Genomic DNA, 12,584 nt, shown 5'->3' with positions numbered 1-12,584 from the left:
CGATATGTGAGTGTTGAAGAACAGGAATTGCGACGTCTGAAAGAACACCGAAAGTCGTCTACGTTCTGTACAAAAGGATCTCCCAGAACGGTTAAATGCAGTTCGAGAACAGGCGCGACAAGAGTTCCAGCAACGTTTTGCACCCCTCGAACAGCGCGCCCAACGACAGGAACAGGAAAGCCAACGTTTAAAAAGTAGTTTAGCAGATTTAGAACAAAATACCCAAAAGCGCTTACAGCAACAGCGTCAGGAATTTCAAACCGCAGTTCGAGACTCAGATTGTGGATGGGATTTAACGCCCTATCCCGTGACTTTCCCTGGACATATCCCTAATGAATTTATTGCTAAGGAAAAAGCTAAATTCAATTGGGCAAAACAGGCATGGTTAAAATTAACAACCCTGCAAGATCAACTAAATCAACAACAACTTGCTGCTCAACAACAGTTAACCGAATTTCTTACTAAATTTGATCAATTTTCCCAAGTTCCCAGCCAACAGTTGACAGAATCTATCTCTACTCTCACCCAACAGTTAACAATAATTCAACAACAACTGACCACCGCAACCGCAGAACGTCAGGAACTCCAAACCCAAGTTAATCAGTTAAACCAATCTCAAATAGAATATCAGGAAAAATTAGCCCAAGAAATTATTACCCCGCAAACCTTACTCAATTTTTTTACTCCAATTAACGAACAGTTAACGGCGATTCAAACACAACTTGCAACTGCTAAAATAGAAGCATCAATTCCCGAACCTTTTAACGAACAGTTAACGGTGATTCAAACACAACTCGAATCTGCTAAAATAGAAGAACCAATTTCCGAACTTCCCCCGTCTTTAAAGATACAACTGCGCGAATTTAGCTTTGTAGCACTTACCGTTAATCGTCAAGGACTAATTATTAATTCTCAAACCCACAAAGCCCAAGACTTTCTGGAAGATTTAGGCAACAATATCATTTTAGAAATGGTGTATATTCCGGGTGGGACGTTCTTAATGGGTTCACCCCAGGGGGAAGGAAGTAATAACGAAAAACCCCAACATCAAGTTACCGTTTCGGCTTTTTTGATGGGCAAATATCCCATTACTCAAGCGCAATGGAAACGGGTTGCTAACTTACCGAAAGTTCGCCGTGACCTAAAACCAGACCCTTCTAAATTTAAAGGCGATCGCCGACCTGTAGAAAATGTAAACTGGTATGATGCCGTAGAATTTTGTGCTAGACTATATAAATATACAGGAATAGCCTATCGCTTGCCCAGTGAGGCGGAATGGGAATATGCCTGTCGCGCTGGAACTATATCGCCGTTCTACTTTGGGGAAACGATCACCAGTCAGTTAGCCAACTATAACGGCAGCATAGTCTATGCCAGCGAACCCTCGGGGCAATATCGCCAGCAAACTAATCCCGTCGGGGAGTTTTCCCCCAATGCCTTTGGGTTATATGACCTCCATGGCAATGTTTGGGAATGGTGCGCCGATCCTTGGCATGACAGCTATGCTGATGCGCCAATTCTAGGGAAAGTTTGGGATAATCTATATCAGAATGATAATCGTTATCAAGTTTACAGTGTTGAAAATTTAGTCAACTATTTATTGGATGACGGAAGAATTCGTTGTTTGCGGGGCGGTTCGTGGCTCTACAGTCCCGATTACTGCCGTTCTGCTTATCGTTTCAGGTACGATCCCGACCTCTGCTACAACGTCTACGGGTTTCGGGTTGCTTCCTGCTTTCCTGGCCAGGATTCGTAGGGGCGGGTTCGAGTTAACCTCCAATACTCAGAAATAATTTGTCTAAACCCGCCCCTGACTCAGAAATAATTTATCTAAACCCGCCCTGACCCTACCCCAAAATTTCATCAGCAATTGAAAATTAATGGTGGGGTGGGGCGGGTTTATGATAGTTATTGGTGGGAATTATAAATTTGTACGGAACCCGCCCCTACGGGTTTAGGGAATATTTGATCACCCTGACTTTGCTGGCCAGGATTCGTAGGGGCGGGTTCGAGTTAATCTTTGAAACCCACAAATAATTTGTCTAAACCCGCCCCTGACTCACCCCAAAATTGAATCAGTAATTTAAAATTCATGGCGGGGTCGGGCGGGTTTATAATAGTTATCGCTGAGAATTATAAATTGGTACGGAACCCGCCCCTACGGGTTGTATTGTTAGCCTGTGCTGCCTCACGCTAGATTGGTATTTACAACTGATCGATTGTCACCAACCCGCCTTCTGTAAATTGAATGACGAGTTCTTGCTCATCCAATAAAGCAGTTCCAAGCAAGGGTCGTCTCCCTGTAGCAATAACCAGGACTTCTCGTTCTTCACCATCCCACAGGACGGTGGCTTCGTGAATTGGCAGCAGGACTTCACTGTTATCTGCCAAGTTTGCAGGAGTATCGTGTCTGAAGGGTAAGCCCATCAATGAAACCGCTTCTATTGGAAGACACAGTTCTCCTGTAAAACCTGTATCTATAACAAACTCAATGGGTATGCTTGAGCCATTTGGCAACAAAAACGTCAGCGCGACAGTTGGATGTCTATCTGTCACGATTCCAGAAATCACTGATAGACACGCTCCATGACACCACCAAATGAAACAGCAACGTTGTAGCCGATGCGAATACCAAACAGGCGGGCGTTTGGGTGCTTTTTGCTAAGGTTTCGTGATGCTTGCAACCCAGTTTTATCGACCTCATAATCACCCGTTTCAATGTCGATGATCACCATTTTGCCAATGTTTTCATCGATCTCGACCTTTTGACGAATTCCGCACTCGTACAGTTGCTTTGCACGTCGCGCAACTTCTTCACGGCTTAGAAGGATCGCTTGCATGGGTTGACTCCCGATCGCTACACTATCTGTTTGAGATCCTCCATAATATAACATATAAGGAATATTTGATCACCCGTAGGGGCGGGTTCGAGTTAACCTTGAATACTCACAAATAATTTATCTAAACCCGCCCCTGACTGACTCAGAAATAATTTATCTAAACCCGCCCCTGACCCTACCCCAAAATTTCATCAGCAATTGAAAATTCATGGTGGGGTTGGGCGGGTTTATGATAGTTATTGGTGGGAAACATAAATTTGTACGGAACCCGCCCCTACGGTTTTATTCATATATTCATCCCTAATAATATGACTATTGAACGAATTACATCGGGGTTAAATTTAGATTCAGGCGATCGCTTTTTTATCTTCTACGGAACTAATACCAGCGATACCTTCTGCACTCCAGATTTATTATTACAAGATATCGAACAGGTTTTACATCGTTATTTACAATCCCAAGGTTATCAAAGAATCCTGTTTTATTCAGGAGTGGAAAAACTGTATTTCTTAGATAAAGTATCCCGCGATCGCTGTCTTCCCCAAACTCAATCTAACAATAATTCTGCCCCTTGTCAAGAACTTAGATTTTCCGGTTCATTAGGAAGAAAACGGGGATTATTAGGGCGACAAACTCCCGCACCAACAGTCGCACCCCAACCAACAACCAGCAATGCTCCAACTCGATTACAAGATGTTAATATTCTGCCTATTTTTGAAACTGTCATGCAGGATATTAACCAAAAATCCGTCATTATTTTTACTAATACGGAAGATTTAGGACAATTTGCTAATCACCGCGAACTATTTGGGCGGTTTGTTAATTGGTTACGTTTACCTCCGCAGAATTGTAACCTGTGTATTTTTATTTCTCACCATGAAACTATTGCCAAATTGCAAGAATATTGCGATCGCATTGGTTTCACTCTCCTGTCTAATTATATCAGAAACCGAGATGATTCTACAAGTCAATCCCTAAATTTAGTTCGCCTCTCCTCTCCCGATATTCAAGAAATTAATAACTTACAACAGTATTTTCGGTTACAGGAACAAAAAACCCTAGTTTGGAAAAATCTTAATCAACTCTCCCAATGGATATCGGCGGAAAACCAATCTCTAAAGACTTGGTATCATCGGTTTAAAATTGTTCCTGAAATTTCCCTCACTCAAGCAAAAGCAAAGCGTTGGTTTGTTGCGGATATTAGCACCCAACCTGCTTTAGAAAGGTTAAATCAAATGATCGGTTTATCGAGTGTCAAAACCTTAATTAGTCAACAAATACCCCAGCTAATTGTACAACAACAACGTCAAAAACAAGGACAACAAACCGACCCACCCCGTCTCCATTTAATCTTTACCGGAAATCCCGGTACAGGGAAAACCACCGTAGCGCGATTAATTGGGGAAATATATCGAGATTTAGGATTATTAAAACGGGGTCATGTTCGAGAAGTTGCTAAACAGGATTTAGTCGCTGGATATATAGGACAAACCCCAATTAAGACCAATGAAGTGATTGATCAAGCCTTAGATGGGGTATTATTTATTGATGAAGCTTATACCTTAAGTCAAGGGGGAAATAATGATTTTGGTCAGCAAGCGATTGATACTTTGCTAAAAAGAATGGAAGATGAACGTCATCGACTGGCGGTAATTATTGCGGGATATCTTGATAATATTAATGAATTTTTAGAAAGTAATCCAGGGTTAAAACGTCGCTTACCAACTACGATTATTTTTGAAGATTATACTCCCTCGGAATTGTTGGCTATTTTTCAACAACGGTTATCACGGTTACAGTGTTCGATGACACCGGAATTAGAATTAGCTTTAGTTAGTTTATTCAAGGATTTATATAGACGAAGGGATCAGAATTTTGGCAATGCGGGGGTGGTGGAAAATTTATTTGACAAAATGGATCAATTGCGTTCTCAGCGTGTAATTCAGCAGAATTTAGAACCGTTACAAGAACCTTTTCAACTTCAAGATTTACCCCCAGAATATCGCCAAGAATCTCGAAAAAATGAGCAAGTTTTACAAGAGTTATTACAACAATTAGATCGATTAACCGGATTAGATTCTGTGAAACAGAATATCAAAGAAATTGTTAATGAACAATTAGCCAATCAACAATTAAGAGAAGCGGGAATTTCTATTCATGAAGGTCAGCAAACTCGCCATCTATTATTTACAGGAAATCCAGGGACGGGAAAAACAACGGTAGCGCGATTAATTGGGCAAATTTTTAAGGCGTTGGGACTATTAGAAAAAGGGCATTTTATTGAAGCAAATCGCAGTAATTTAGTCGCCGGATATATAGGACAAACGACCTTAAAAACGAAAGAAGTTATTGAATCTGCCCTAGATGGGGTATTATTTATTGATGAAGCTTATGGGTTAAGTCGGAGTGATTCGGGTCAAGATTTTGGACGGGAAGCGATTGATACGTTAGTACCCATGATGGAAAATGAACGCGATCGCCTAATTGTTATTTTAGCAGGATATACCCTAGAAATGCAAGGGTTTATGAATGCAAATTCAGGGATTAAATCTCGAATTGGTAATATTATTGAATTTCCCGATTATACCGGAGAAGAATTGCATCAAATTTGTTTAGGAATGGGTCAGCAAGGGGGGTGGATAGTTACCCCAGAAGTATCGGAAAAATTGTTAACTATATTTCGAGATATGTATGAAAATCGAGGGCGAAATTTTGGCAATGGTCGAGAGGTAAGAAACCTTTATGAAAAAATGGTACAACGTCTCAAAAGTCGGATTGTTAGAGAGCATTTATCCGGGGAAGGAATGAGAACTTTTAGATTAGAAGATATTCCCAATTAACAAGGGATAATGGTGCGTGCGCGGAGCTTACAAACCCTACTTTGTGGCGGTATCAATGGCGGTTTTAAACTGATTAGAAAAATTAACAGGGGGAACACCAACCATTAAGGCTTCATTGGGGCGTAGATGAATTTCGACATCTCGCTGACGCTGTGTAAATAAACTTGCTTCGGGTAAATGACGAGGGGTTAAAAAATGTACGACTTGATTTGATGAACCTCGCCAACCTTGATTATCATTAAATTCAGGAAGATATTGTCCATCAATTAAAACATCAATTAAGGTTAAAATCTCATCAATAGCGGGGTTGTTTTGGGCTTGGAGTTGTGTTAAAGTAAACCCAGTAAAACAAATAATAGAAATATCCCGTTGTTGACGCAAATTATGAAATAATTCACTCAATGCAGCCGATTGTAACATCGGTTCACCGCCGGAAACCGTTAACCCTTCTGTACCCGGAATTGATAATATATAATTAGCTAATTGTTTCGGATGAATTTCTGTGGCTTGTGTCTGGGGTATCCACTCAGGAGACACACAACCGCGACAGTTAAAACAACATCCCTGCACCCAAATTACAAACCGTTGACCAGGGCCAAGGGTAAGAGTTGCAGGGCAAATTTCAGCAATATTAATTAAGGTCATTTTAGGAATAGGGAGCAGTCAAAAACTTTTGATTATGAACTATTATAACTATGGAGAGAGTGCTGATGACACTGCAAGAATTACAAAACCAAGCATTGCAATTACCAATTAGCGATCGCTGGCAGTTAGTCCAGTCTGTTTTAACCTCAATTCAACAAGAAACTCTGTTATCTATTTCTCCGACTTCAAGCGTTGAATTCATTGCTGATCTTGATCCTTGGACTCAAAGTTTGATCGGTGTAATTCAACTCAATGCAGATGATTTTATTGAGTCCTATATAGATTATTTGGAGGAAAAATACAGTTGAAACGGGTTTTGTTTGATAGTGATGTCTTATTGGATGTTTTGGCTCAACGTCAGTTATTTGTTGTTGCTTCCGCACAAGCATTAAACACAGTGACACAGGGACGAGTCCAGGGATATATTTCAGGTCATGCTGTGACTAATATCTTCTATATCTTGCGTCGTCAAATTGGTAACGAAGCAACAAAGGAATTGCTATCAAGATTATTGCAGCGTATTCAAGTTGTTAGCGTTACAGATGAGGTAATTCGGGCAGCATTAAAAAGCCCTATGACAGATTTTGAGGATGCGGTAACGAGTGAATCTGCAAAGGCGATAGGTTTGGAAGTCATTGTGACAAGAAATACATCAGATTTTCTGGCTTCTTCAGTTCCCGCAATGCGACCAGAGGAGTTTTTAGCAACCCTATCTGAATAGTGTCCTGTGACATCCTAAAAAGAGAAAGTATTAAAAAGTAAAGCGGATTTTTTGTTGCATCTGTTCTTGTTTTTGTCGAGATGTTGATAATTCTTGGTCAATTTCTACTAAAGTTTCCTGTACAGTTTTGAGCAGATGATCAATTTTTTGACAATATGATTTTAATAGTTATGATTTTTCAGTAATTAGGGTTTTTAAAGATTGATTGCGATCGCTAATTCTTTACTTCCGATTTCTGCAAATCGGAAAAGAATCTAGTAGAGGTTGCCAAGAGTTGAGCAGTTTGAATTGAGTTCCCAGGGTTTTAGAAAGAGCGATCGCCCAAGATTCTAAAGTTTCCGGTTCCGTTTCTGATAAATGTTTTAATACTTCAGGGGTAAAAGTTGATGCACAGGTTTGAGTGATAGCATCTATTAACTCAAAGGGTAAACAAATCGTTTCAAATTCCACTAAACTTTGACAGTTTTGAATTTGTTTAATCAGATTCAGAATTGCTGGATTTTGCCGCATAATTTTTATTGTTATGATTAATCTTAGGAAGAAAAATTTTTATAGAAACCGGGTTTCTATTCAGAAATTATTCCATCAATTAAAACATGACCAGGGAACATCTCAGAAACAACATTTCCCAAGGGATATTCTAATCGATTTCCGCTCCTGAGTTCTTCGAGAACTAAATAAGCAATTTGAGATCGATCTACTTTCATTCCGATTCGATATTTAGCATCAGGTGAACAATAGGGTAACTCAATCATATCAGGAAGGGGATGTTGATGTTTCTTTCCTTTTTATTATACTATTAACTAATAAAAAAGAGTATAAAATCCCAAAATTCGGTGAACTTAAATGTTGTTAATCACCAAAATCCCATAACTGGTTTCAAGTAAATATATCTTTTCCCCTTGCCTTGAGTTCCCAATTAATGTTATAGGATGACAGGACGTTTTAATCTGGTTAAGAATCTAACACCAATGGACAAAAAACTTGCTGTTTCTCTTTTGAGTCTTCTTTTCACCGTTAGTTTTCCCCTCTCGGTTTGGGCGGAAACCGTATTAGAAAAAGTCAGCCGGACAGGGGTACTTACGGCCGGGGTGAGGACGGATGCGGTTCCCTTTGGTTATACAGACAAAAACAACACCTTACAAGGGTATTCCGTTGATTTAATTAAACTCATTCAACAGCGCCTAGAAAAACAACTGAATAAACCGATTAAATTAGAATTAAAAACCGTTGACTTAAAAAACAGATTTAATCAGGTAGAAACAGGTAAATTAGATATTGTTTGTGAAGCCACCAGCATCACCCCAGAACGAGAACAAAATGTTGATTTTTCCACTCCCTATTTTACCACTGGGATTCAACTTTTGGCAAGAGAAGCGGATGCAGAACGTTTAAACCCGACCCGCACTTCTGAAACCAAATTGCAAACAATTAGGGAAAGTAATATTACCGTGGGATTCTTATTGGGAACAACAACCGACGATGAATTTCGTCCCATTTATCCTGAAGCGAAATGGCAAGTTATTGGAAGTCGCACCGATGGAATTCGTCGCTTAAAAGCTGGAGAAATTGATTTAATCGCCAGTGATGGAATTCTATTATTGGGCGAATTGTGGCGACAAGGACTAGACTTTAAAGCCTTTCGTTTAGTCCCATCACAACCCCTAACCTTTGAAAATTACGGTTGTATTTTACCTAAAAATAGTTCTCAATGGGGAAATTTAGTCAATCAAACGATTACCAGTGAAGAAAATACCCAACTCTGGAATAAATGGTTTGATCCCAAAACCGGGCGTTTTCCTTATCAACGGTTTCAAACTAGCACAAAATCTTAAAAAAACGAAACCACAGGCTGTTAGTTCCTGTGGTTTTAGTTCTGGGTTTAAGAGTAATTTCTGATGCTTAATCAACGACATGAATTAGCCCCCGTCTTAGGCGTTCAAAAACTTGATCAATATAGGAATGTTCTTCTGAACTCAATGCGTCTTTGGAGAGTAGTAATGACATCAGTAATCGTTGGTCGTTGCGGGTGATTTTTCGAGAGGAAAAAATTTGATTGACCAATCTTTCGACACTAACAGAGGGTTCAGTCATTAACATGGGCAGCACCTACAACCTGATGGGTTCATCCTATATTATTGATTGAATCGCCGATTTTACCAGTGATATAAACCGCGAAATTAGTGTGATTAAAGTCACTTTTTAATCGTGATTTTGATCAAGATAAAACCGAAAGTCCGCTTGGGAACGGTAGCAATTACCCTAATAATATTTTATCATAGCCATAACGAGCTTTTGATTAGTCTGTCCTATGAAACAAAAAATTATCGCTGGTGTTGCTTTGTTAGCAGTGCTTAGTCCCCTAACTCCAGCCCAAGCCGAAAATTTACAACAGACTCAACAACTTTTATCAACCAAACAATGTCAAAATTGCGACCTCAGTGGTGCAGGTTTGGTGTTGGCAAATTTGGTCGGTGCTAACCTCAATGGTGCTAATCTGGTGGGAGCGAACCTCAGCCGAGCTAACCTGACGGGAGCAGACCTGCGGGGGGCAAACCTAGCTGGGGCGAGTTTATTCGGGGCTAACTTAACCGGGGCGAACCTGGCGGGGGCGAACCTCAACGGCACGGATTTAAGAAGTTCCTACCTCAGTAATGCGGTTTTAGATGCCAAAAGTATTAATAATGCTCAGTTAGTAGGTGTTATCGGACTTCCGGCGAGTGTGGGCGATGCGGAGGACTTTTACCGTCTAGGAGTGAGTGAAGCCAAAGCGGGTCATTATGTTAATGCGATTGATTTTTATAATCAAGCCTTGAGATTAGACGAAAAGTTAGCTGCCGCCTATTTTGCTCGCAGTATGGCACTGGCAGATTTAGGGAATTTAACAGCGGCTATGGCTGATGCAAAACAAGCCGAACAACTGTATAAAACTTTAAATTCCCCAGAGGGCGAAAAAATTTCCCTTCAGTTAGTTGAAACCTTGGAATATCGATTAAATCCTCAAGAAAATAAACCTCGCGGTGGATTTGTCGGAATGTTAGAATCGGCAGCTCCGATATTATTAAAGTTGCTGTTTTAATCCAGAAAATCCCAGGAGAAAAACCAATTTAAAAATAGGGGTTGATCTGAGCTAAAATAACTTGATGGTAACTATTCTATTATGGCTTTAGGGGAGTTCAGGGGGGAATGAATCAATGGGCGATCACAAAAATAAATCCTTATGGAATTCGATCAGTCGAAAAGCAGCCAAAGCCAGTCAGTCTTTAACGGAAAAAGCCACCAAAGCCGCTAAACATGGAGTATCCCATGCGGGAGAAGCCATTACCCATAAAGCCACCGAAGCCGGAAAAACGATTCGGGATACGGCAACCCATTCCGTAGAATCCACTTGGAAAAAAGGTCAAGATTGGATGGATTATTTGGGTTCAGAATTAGAAGAACCTTTATCCAATCCCCAAGGAACCGATTGCAGTTTAGATGAACTGTATCATATTTTTATTGCCTATCAAACAGCCGATCAAGGGGGAAATCAAACCGTTACCTTAAAAAACGGTAAAACCTATACCGTTAGAATTCCGCCCCACCGCACAGAAGGAGCAAATTTACGACTCAAAGGCTGTGGAATTCGGGGAAATGATGCCTTTTTAGTCTTGCATAGTTTTTATAACTCAGAATTGAATCTGGATCGACAAATCAATCGTTTAATTAATCAATTCTCTCTCTATGAACAAACTAAGATTAGATGTTTAGAAGCCTATAATCGTCTAAATAATGGACAAGCAACTCAAGATTTTACCGCCTTAGATTTATTAGATTATTTGGTGCTAACCTCTAAACTGTATTCTGATATCGGTCAACGTTATATTATTGCCAGCCATCATTCCCGTTGTTTGACCTTAGAACATTGCTTGGAAAAAGCCTTAGAAACATCGGATTTAGGGTTAGAAGAAAAAAATCAGTTAAAAGGAACCTATCAATATGTCCGTTCAGGGGAAGCGGTTCCCGATTTAGATGCGTTAACAAAAATTGATACGATTATTCTCAATTCCTCCTTAAAATCTAACTTAAAAAAATACTATTTGCGCGGCAGTATTACCGCCAGGGTTTTAACCTTAGATATTCTGATTATTAATACTATTTATAATCAATCCGAATTATCCGAATCCGATAAAAAACGCTATGCAAAAACCTATATTCAACTGCGAGAAGGGAAAAGTATTCTTGATGCTTTAACTTTAATTAGTTTAGATGAATGGATAATCAATGCAGAGATTCCAGCCCTAGGAAAAGTGATTTATCAACTCATCCGTCAACCGGATTTAGCCTTTGATCATGAGTTTGATGATGATGACTATTTAGAAGCCTTTAAAACCATTCAAACAACGATGCAATCTATCTTAGAAAAGCATCAAGATTATCCTGCAACGGATATTCAACGGATTGATATTGCCGAGGTTAAAATAGATCGATTAGCGGAAAAATCCTATAATTCCGTTTCTCGGGGCGGCTTGGGTTTATTATCGGGAAATGTAATTATTAAAGGAGCGATTCCTTTAATGGAAATGACCGCTCGGGTGGCGATCGCAGAAGTAGCACAAAAGTCAATTTCTGATAAAATTCAATTAGGAATTCCGACGGTTTCAGAAACCAGAAATCCCTCCACTGCGATCGGCAATAATTGGATGGCGGTGGGTTCCTTTGGAGAGGGAGAAAAACCGATAGACCATCTATTCGGCGCGGCATTTTATCGGACAATTATGGGTGAAATAGACGGGGTGAGCGGCTTTGCTGAACCCGTTAGTAATAAACCGATTCATCAAGGGTTAGGACTACTGAAACTCTTGAAAGGACAACCGGATAAACAACGGATTATTAAGGATTTGGAAACTCAAATGTATAGGAGGGAATAGGGATCACGGATTTAAGAGGATTTCACGGATTTCACGGATTTTAATCTGTGTCAATCTGCGTAATCTTTTTAAATCCGTGATGGGGAATGGGTAATAGGTAACAAGGAACTTAGAATCACGGTAGAATGGAATGGTTTAAAGATTAAATTGGATGATTTCCCATGACTTCAGAAGCTAATATATCAACGGAATCAACAACGGGCGCGGATGCAATTGATGTGGCGATCGCGAAAGGAATTGACTTTGATGGCACACCCATTCCTCCGGTTAAGTTAGACCTTTACCATCAAGTTATGGGTTTAGAAGCCGGACGTCAACGCAGTGGTGTGAGTAATACCATGCGGTCTCGAATTGTTCGGATTGGTGCTAAACATATTCCCGAAACCGAACTGAATCAATTATTAATTGATGCGGGATTTCAAGGCTTAAAAGAGAAAGAAATCCTGTTCTATTATGGCAGTAAATCCTAAGAAATTGAGTCATCTTTACACTTCTTTAGCGGGTTGGGTTTATTAATGTCCGATTCCTTATGGCAACGGACATGACAATATATACGCTTGTCATTCGGTGCTTGAGCGTAGTCCGAGCTTGGCGCTTAAGCACCGAATCCATTTTCTAAGCACCAAGG

14 protein-coding genes are annotated in these 12,584 nt (G+C 40.1%); 8 read left to right on the top strand and 6 right to left on the bottom strand.

Annotated elements, in window-relative coordinates:
* Window positions 1-307: 307 nt before the first annotated feature.
* Window positions 308-1,756: a formylglycine-generating enzyme family protein gene (locus AC2D3N_RS15260; protein ID WP_484691375.1), complete on the top strand. Its 1,449-nt coding sequence runs from the start codon at window positions 308-310 to the stop codon at window positions 1,754-1,756.
* Between the two features lie 449 nt (window positions 1,757-2,205).
* Here the strand turns inward: AC2D3N_RS15260 and AC2D3N_RS15255 are convergent, their stop codons facing one another.
* Together AC2D3N_RS15255 and AC2D3N_RS15250 are read right to left on the bottom strand one after the other, a co-directional pair.
* Window positions 2,206-2,571: a clan AA aspartic protease gene (locus AC2D3N_RS15255; protein ID WP_079678570.1), complete on the bottom strand. Its 366-nt coding sequence runs from the start codon at window positions 2,569-2,571 to the stop codon at window positions 2,206-2,208.
* Window positions 2,568-2,840 carry a hypothetical protein gene (locus AC2D3N_RS15250; protein WP_484691374.1) on the bottom strand — a complete coding sequence of 91 codons (273 nt, stop codon included), beginning with the start codon at window positions 2,838-2,840 and terminating at the stop codon, window positions 2,568-2,570. Before AC2D3N_RS15250 ends, AC2D3N_RS15255 begins: the two co-directional genes overlap by 4 nt.
* Before the next feature lie 308 nt (window positions 2,841-3,148).
* On the opposite strand from AC2D3N_RS15250, the gene AC2D3N_RS15245 reads away from it, so the two are divergent.
* The gene (locus AC2D3N_RS15245; protein WP_484691373.1) at window positions 3,149-5,680 is read left to right on the top strand and encodes an AAA family ATPase; all 2,532 of its coding nucleotides are present in this window, start codon (window positions 3,149-3,151) and stop codon (window positions 5,678-5,680) included.
* Between the two features lie 36 nt (window positions 5,681-5,716).
* Here the strand turns inward: AC2D3N_RS15245 and AC2D3N_RS15240 are convergent, their stop codons facing one another.
* On the bottom strand, window positions 5,717-6,325 hold the full coding sequence (locus AC2D3N_RS15240) for a 4Fe-4S single cluster domain-containing protein (RefSeq protein WP_484691372.1): 609 nt from the start codon (window positions 6,323-6,325) through the stop codon (window positions 5,717-5,719).
* A 65-nt stretch (window positions 6,326-6,390) separates the two neighbouring features.
* On the opposite strand from AC2D3N_RS15240, the gene AC2D3N_RS15235 reads away from it, so the two are divergent.
* Window positions 6,391-6,633, top strand: a complete 243-nt coding sequence (locus AC2D3N_RS15235; RefSeq protein ID WP_484691371.1) for a hypothetical protein — start codon at window positions 6,391-6,393, stop codon at window positions 6,631-6,633.
* Window positions 6,630-7,046 (top strand): PIN domain-containing protein, encoded by a 417-nt coding sequence (locus AC2D3N_RS15230; RefSeq protein WP_484691370.1) that lies wholly within the window; start codon window positions 6,630-6,632, stop codon window positions 7,044-7,046. The genes AC2D3N_RS15235 and AC2D3N_RS15230 overlap by 4 nt, the downstream gene beginning before the upstream one ends.
* Before the next feature lie 222 nt (window positions 7,047-7,268).
* Here AC2D3N_RS15230 and AC2D3N_RS15225 read toward each other — a convergent pair whose 3' ends face one another.
* Together AC2D3N_RS15225 and AC2D3N_RS15220 are read right to left on the bottom strand one after the other, a co-directional pair.
* Window positions 7,269-7,556: a hypothetical protein gene (locus AC2D3N_RS15225; protein WP_484691369.1), complete on the bottom strand. Its 288-nt coding sequence runs from the start codon at window positions 7,554-7,556 to the stop codon at window positions 7,269-7,271.
* Window positions 7,557-7,612: 56 nt separating this feature from the next.
* Window positions 7,613-7,753 carry a hypothetical protein gene (locus tag AC2D3N_RS15220; protein ID WP_484691368.1) on the bottom strand — a complete coding sequence of 47 codons (141 nt, stop codon included), beginning with the start codon at window positions 7,751-7,753 and terminating at the stop codon, window positions 7,613-7,615.
* Between the two features lie 264 nt (window positions 7,754-8,017).
* Here AC2D3N_RS15220 and AC2D3N_RS15215 point away from each other — a divergent pair, with 264 nt between their 5' ends.
* Window positions 8,018-8,881 (top strand): amino acid ABC transporter substrate-binding protein, encoded by an 864-nt coding sequence (locus tag AC2D3N_RS15215; protein ID WP_079678560.1) that lies wholly within the window; start codon window positions 8,018-8,020, stop codon window positions 8,879-8,881.
* A 67-nt stretch (window positions 8,882-8,948) separates the two neighbouring features.
* Here AC2D3N_RS15215 and AC2D3N_RS15210 read toward each other — a convergent pair whose 3' ends face one another.
* Entirely contained in the window at window positions 8,949-9,146 is a 198-nt protein-coding gene (locus tag AC2D3N_RS15210) for a hypothetical protein (RefSeq protein ID WP_079678558.1), read from the bottom strand.
* A 211-nt stretch (window positions 9,147-9,357) separates the two neighbouring features.
* Between AC2D3N_RS15210 and AC2D3N_RS15205 the strand changes: the two genes are divergently transcribed.
* The 3 genes from AC2D3N_RS15205 to AC2D3N_RS15195 all read left to right on the top strand — a co-directional run bounded on the left by AC2D3N_RS15205 (window position 9,358) and on the right by AC2D3N_RS15195 (window position 12,426).
* Window positions 9,358-10,125: a pentapeptide repeat-containing protein gene (locus AC2D3N_RS15205; RefSeq protein ID WP_484691367.1), complete on the top strand. Its 768-nt coding sequence runs from the start codon at window positions 9,358-9,360 to the stop codon at window positions 10,123-10,125.
* A gap of 115 nt (window positions 10,126-10,240) precedes the next feature.
* Window positions 10,241-11,956 (top strand): hypothetical protein, encoded by a 1,716-nt coding sequence (locus tag AC2D3N_RS15200; RefSeq protein ID WP_484691366.1) that lies wholly within the window; start codon window positions 10,241-10,243, stop codon window positions 11,954-11,956.
* A gap of 161 nt (window positions 11,957-12,117) precedes the next feature.
* Entirely contained in the window at window positions 12,118-12,426 is a 309-nt protein-coding gene (locus AC2D3N_RS15195; RefSeq protein WP_079678553.1) for a small RNA NsiR4-regulated ssr1528 family protein, read from the top strand.
* Window positions 12,427-12,584 lie beyond the last annotated feature (158 nt).

This window comes from Planktothrix sp. PLAVEN19ND, assembly GCF_057220675.1.
This window is presented reverse-complemented; position numbering and strand designations above follow the sequence as displayed.

Excerpts from the sequence above, each read along its gene's own strand:
- AC2D3N_RS15235 (WP_484691371.1), top strand. The coding sequence starts at position 6,391 with ATGACACTGCAAGAATTACAAAACCAAGCATTGCAATTACCAATTAGC.
- AC2D3N_RS15205 (WP_484691367.1), top strand. The coding sequence starts at position 9,358 with ATGAAACAAAAAATTATCGCTGGTGTTGCTTTGTTAGCAGTGCTTAGT.
- AC2D3N_RS15195 (WP_079678553.1), top strand. The coding sequence starts at position 12,118 with ATGACTTCAGAAGCTAATATATCAACGGAATCAACAACGGGCGCGGAT.
- AC2D3N_RS15245 (WP_484691373.1), top strand. The coding sequence starts at position 3,149 with ATGACTATTGAACGAATTACATCGGGGTTAAATTTAGATTCAGGCGAT.
- AC2D3N_RS15210 (WP_079678558.1), bottom strand. The coding sequence starts at position 9,146 with ATGTTAATGACTGAACCCTCTGTTAGTGTCGAAAGATTGGTCAATCAA.
- AC2D3N_RS15200 (WP_484691366.1), top strand. The coding sequence starts at position 10,241 with ATGGGCGATCACAAAAATAAATCCTTATGGAATTCGATCAGTCGAAAA.
- AC2D3N_RS15220 (WP_484691368.1), bottom strand. The coding sequence starts at position 7,753 with ATGAAAGTAGATCGATCTCAAATTGCTTATTTAGTTCTCGAAGAACTC.
- AC2D3N_RS15240 (WP_484691372.1), bottom strand. The coding sequence starts at position 6,325 with ATGACCTTAATTAATATTGCTGAAATTTGCCCTGCAACTCTTACCCTT.
- AC2D3N_RS15250 (WP_484691374.1), bottom strand. The coding sequence starts at position 2,840 with ATGCAAGCGATCCTTCTAAGCCGTGAAGAAGTTGCGCGACGTGCAAAG.
- AC2D3N_RS15215 (WP_079678560.1), top strand. The coding sequence starts at position 8,018 with ATGGACAAAAAACTTGCTGTTTCTCTTTTGAGTCTTCTTTTCACCGTT.
- AC2D3N_RS15225 (WP_484691369.1), bottom strand. The coding sequence starts at position 7,556 with ATGCGGCAAAATCCAGCAATTCTGAATCTGATTAAACAAATTCAAAAC.